Origin of the sequence: Aeromonas sp. L_1B5_3, assembly GCF_963866575.1 — a bacterium.
In the GTDB taxonomy this organism is placed as follows: domain Bacteria; phylum Pseudomonadota; class Gammaproteobacteria; order Enterobacterales; family Aeromonadaceae; genus Aeromonas; species Aeromonas jandaei.
The window spans coordinates 1-4,542 of record NZ_CAWMDN010000073.1 but is presented as its reverse complement, the minus strand read 5'-3'; the positions used below and the strand labels follow the sequence as shown (position 1 = coordinate 4,542).

6 protein-coding genes are annotated in these 4,542 nt (G+C 52.9%); all 6 read left to right on the top strand.

Annotated elements, in window-relative coordinates; all coding sequences use genetic code 11:
• On the top strand, positions 1-189 hold a 189-nt coding region (locus AACR93_RS04605), incomplete at its 5' end, for a hypothetical protein (protein WP_231557028.1).
• Between the two features lie 43 nt (positions 190-232).
• Positions 233-607 (top strand): cytochrome b562, encoded by a 375-nt coding sequence (locus AACR93_RS04600; protein WP_041209147.1) that lies wholly within the window; start codon positions 233-235, stop codon positions 605-607.
• Entirely contained in the window at positions 588-1,145 is a 558-nt protein-coding gene (locus tag AACR93_RS04595; RefSeq protein ID WP_043852301.1) for a cytochrome b/b6 domain-containing protein, read from the top strand. Before AACR93_RS04600 ends, AACR93_RS04595 begins: the two co-directional genes overlap by 20 nt.
• A gap of 629 nt (positions 1,146-1,774) precedes the next feature.
• The gene (locus AACR93_RS04590) at positions 1,775-3,223 is read left to right on the top strand and encodes a tyrosine-type recombinase/integrase (RefSeq protein ID WP_043852300.1); all 1,449 of its coding nucleotides are present in this window, start codon (positions 1,775-1,777) and stop codon (positions 3,221-3,223) included.
• Positions 3,216-4,226: a DUF6387 family protein gene (locus tag AACR93_RS04585; RefSeq protein WP_156153063.1), complete on the top strand. Its 1,011-nt coding sequence runs from the start codon at positions 3,216-3,218 to the stop codon at positions 4,224-4,226. The genes AACR93_RS04590 and AACR93_RS04585 overlap by 8 nt, the downstream gene beginning before the upstream one ends.
• A 98-nt stretch (positions 4,227-4,324) precedes the next feature.
• Positions 4,325-4,531 (top strand): helix-turn-helix domain-containing protein, encoded by a 207-nt coding sequence (locus AACR93_RS04580; protein ID WP_082044202.1) that lies wholly within the window; start codon positions 4,325-4,327, stop codon positions 4,529-4,531.
• Positions 4,532-4,542 lie beyond the last annotated feature (11 nt).

The following is a 4,542-nucleotide window of genomic DNA, read 5'->3' as shown; positions in this document are numbered from 1 at the left end:
GTGACAAGCCCCGCCAATGGCGGGGTTTTTTATGCCGGGAAGTGCCTTATTGTCGATGCATTCATGTTGCTGCTGTTAACAAGCGAGGCACTCTTGTCACCATTTGCCACAAAAAACATCATTTTTCACAAACGCTTCACCATGAGTCATGGCATTATGCTGGTGATGAATTCCTGTTTGGATTCATAGGTGACCCTAATAATTTGAGCATGTTGTTATATAAGGAAATCCCATGTTGAAAACTGTTCGCCCCCTGCTGCTGCCCCTGATGTTCGGTCTGATCGCGTTGCCTGCCATGGCTGGCGATCTGGAACAGCCGATGAAGAAGATTGGCTTCAACTACAAGCAGGCGGTCAAGGCTGATGATGCGGCTACCATGGAGAAGCACATCAACGAGATGAAGGCTCAGCTCGACATCGCCAAGCAGAAGAACATGCCTGCCGCCAAGAAGGAGAAGTTCCTCGAGGGCATGAATGAGGTTCAGACCGAGCTGGATGCCAGCCTGGCTGCACTCAAGGCCGGTGACGAAGCCAAGGCGCGCGAGCACCTGGCCAAGGTCAACGACCTGAAGAAGGAGTATCACAAGTATGCCAAGCAAAAAGGGTGATCCCTTTCGCTGGGATACAGTGGTTCGCCTGACCCATTGGGGTGTGGCGGCCATCTGTATCGGCAATCTCTGGCTCAATGAGGCGGGAGAGGATTGGCACGAGTGGCTCGGTTATACGGCCATCGCGCTGGTCTCCGTGCGTTTGCTCTGGGGGCTCACCTTTGCCCGTGGCTACGCCCGCCTGGGCGCCCTTATCCCCAAAGGTGAGGATTTTCGCCAGCAGATGCACGAGATGCGTAAGCGGTTGCCGCCGGCGCCGGGCCATCATGGCAGCGGCAAGTTGGCGGTATGGGCGCTCTGGTTGCTGGTGCTGGCAACTGCCGGTACCGGCTGGTTCCAGAATACCGAGATGGGGTTTGATCTGGGAGCTGATGACTGGCACGTCTGGTGCACCTGGGCACTGCAGGGCATGATCGCACTGCATCTGCTGGCCATTGGGTTCACCTCGTGGCGTCAGCGCAGCAGTCTGGTGAGCCGGATGTTGCCTGCCATCGGGCGTCGCACATCCATCCAGAGCGGCAGCAACGAGCAGACCTGAGGCTCAGCATTAGGCTCCTTGCCCTCGCTCGAGGTGCCTGATCCGGAACCTGCCCAGACCCGCCAACGGCGGGTCTTTTCTTATGACTTCATCGATCTCATCACTGGACATTGCCCGATCCGCAGATGCAAAAAGGCCGCTCATGATGAGCGGCCTTTTTCAATTTGGTGGCCCCTGGGGGACTTGAACCCACGACCAATCGATTATGAGCGTGGGAAAAACGCATTTTACTGTATTTACGTACAGTATATGATGTTATATAAATCAATGCCTTAGAACGCACCGCTCATTTTGTGACCTTCTCTGGTCTTCCCCTATATTCTCCCTCTGTCATATCCTATAGGTATCCTTTTTCGACCAATCGATTTCTAGGATACCTGGATCGATTGGTCGGCCAAGAGCAGGCTAGCCAGGGAAAGGAGCAGCAAACGCCACTCCCCCCTTGGGCCAAAAAAGGTCGCATAGGGTTTAAATATTGAGGTTACAGAGGTTACAAGGTTACAAGTCTCTACAGGCCACGGTTTTACTGGGTTTGTTTGTAACCTCACCATAAATAGTCAGAGGTTACAGAGGTTACAAGACCTGTCTTGCCTGCCCTTCCTCTGGCTAGCCTGGTTTGTAGGGGGAAGATGAAAGCGTTCAAATTCACCAAGGCCACGATCGATGCTCTGCCCCGCGCACCAGAGGGGAAGCAGGTCGAGTACTGTGATGCCATGGTGCAGGGGTTGAGGCTTCGGGTCGGGGCCACTGGAACCAAGTCGTTTAGCGTGGCCAAGAGGAAAGAGGGGCGCTTTATCAGGGCGACCTTGGGGCGCTATCCGGCATTGACCATCGACATGGCCCGCGCCAAGGCGCTGGAGATCCTGGGAGAGGTGGCCATCACTGGCCAGAACCCCAACGTGATCCGCCGCGAACAGGACAAGCTGAAAGTCACCCTGGGCGAGGCGATAGATGCCTACCTTGCCAGCCGTGGCGACCGGATCAGAACAGAGACGGCCAAGCACTACCGCGCCGATCTCAACAACTACTCCGGCGACTGGATGACGATCCCCTTGGTCAAACTCACGCGGGAAAAGATCGAGGTTCGCCACAAGGCCATCACCGAAGGGTTGCCCAGTGCCTGGCACGGCGCATCGCCAGAGTTTCGCAAGGCGGGCACCGGCAAGGGCAGCAAGGCGCAGGCTGACCGCTGGGCGCGCACATTGCGGGCCGTGTGGCGCTTTGCCCGTGATCACTATCGGGATGCCAATGATCGGGTCATGCTGCCCGAGCCACCGACCGAAGTCCTGAGCAGCAAGCGGCTTTGGCACAACACCCCCAGACGCAACGACCGGATCCGCACCCATGAACTCAGGCGCTGGCTGGATGCTGTGGAGCAGGTCAGGCAGCACGCCATCGACTGGCGGGACGATACGACCGCCACCGTCTGCGATGCCATAGACATGGCGCTGTTTACGGGGTTACGCCGCGCTGAAGTATTCCAGCTCACCTGGGATCGGGTCAGCATGAGCGGCGGCTACTTCTGGATTGACCAGACCAAGAATGGTGATCCGCTGGAGCTGCCGATCACCGATACCCTGCTCACCATTTTCCGCCGCCGTTGGCACTGGAACCTGAAACAGAGCCGGTTTGTGTTCCCTGGTCGCAATCCAGACCGCCCTATCCATGAGCCGCGCCGTGTCATAGCCAAGATCTGCGCGGCCACTGTACCGAACCCCAACCCTGACGGCCTGCCGCCGCTCGAGTTCAAATGCCACGATGCCCGCCGAACCTTCGGCACTGTGGCCGAACTGGCCGAGGTCGGTCAGTACACCATCAAGCGCCTGATGAATCACCGCACCCTGCGCAGTGCAGATGTCACCCAGGGTTACATCCACTTCACCGCAGACGAGCTGCGCAAACCGGCAACCAGGATTGAACGGGATATTTTGGAATACGCAGGCCGCTTGGACAGTAAAAATAATGCCAATAGTAATTTATTAACCATTTTCGCCACACTGCCAGAAACAGAGCAACGCCGGTTATTACTAAGTCTGCATGGCGTGGCCGACAACGAGAGAGGAAAAGACCTTGTTTAAAGCTAGCTATATGGAGAGTGAAGAGTTTAAGCATTCCATAAAAAATGGAGATATGCAGGTTAAACTATTTTCTTTTTTTAAGAGTGATAAATTTAAAAACGTAGTAAAGTTGACCTCAAAAGAATTGATTGAGCAATTACATTTGAGAGCGAATATTTATGACCTTCTAATAAAAAATGATCCAGCAGCAGGATATTATATAGAGCCTTGGGTGAGGATGTGCAAATCTGACTCTCTGATGATTATCAGACCAGACGATATCGAAATTGATGTGTATGAGTTTATGAAGGGGAAAATGGAGCCTCACGAGGTTTCAGAGTTAATAAAGCAGACTGGCATATCAGAGTTCACCACATTACGGGAACTCCGTACCAAAACAAAGCAGTTCCAGGCATTTATTAATGATATTGTCTTGGATGAGCCTAGGGTGCTGTCACATCTGAATAGCGTGACCCCTCTTTCAGTTGGCAAGGTCTACGAGATGGCCAGCATAGCTAAGGAGCTGGAGTTAAGCCCTGTCGATTCATTCAGCGCACATTATAAAACCAAGGCATGCGTGGACGCTTTTGCATCTGAACCTAATTATTCTCCTGGTGATAATATTGTTGTGTCGCTCAACTTGAGTCACTACACGAACAGGGAGATCCTGGAGGATATGGGCAGATTGCTTGATAAGTGGCGCCAGGAAAGTTCTATCGATTATTGCCAAGATGGAGTCAAGGCTAGCAATAATGCGTTGCGGAAGGCTCTAACCAATAAGTACCTCATGTTATTGGATACCATGATTGCTAATCAGCTCTATCCTGGTCTAATTAATGATGAGGTAACGTTGGATTTAGTATATCCGAATTTGAATATTGAGCCTGAATCGCTAAGAAAAACACATAGGAAAAACGCCCTGGCATTTGCTGATCACCAGTGTCTCAAAACGTGGGAAAGAACGCTTACTCATGCAGGTGTATGGAATATGCCGGTAGAGCAGGCAATAACAGAACCGTTCTAGATTCTCAAGTAAAAAAAACAGAGCTTCGTTTCTCCCTACTAATATCATGGCCCCCCAGAGAAAATTAGCACCATCAAAGCAATACTGGGGGTGCCAAGATGAAATCAGTAATAAACCAGAACACTCCGCAACGCCTTACTCGCCGTGAGGCTGCCGCCTACCTTGGGTTGTCCGAGAAGACCCTTGGGGTCTGGGCCAGTAATGGCCGGTATGAGATCCCTTACTACAAGCTCGGCAACCGTACCCTCTACGAACGCGCCGATCTCGATGCGTTCCTCGCCTCCCGCAAGATGCTGCATTCGTAACTGTTCACCCA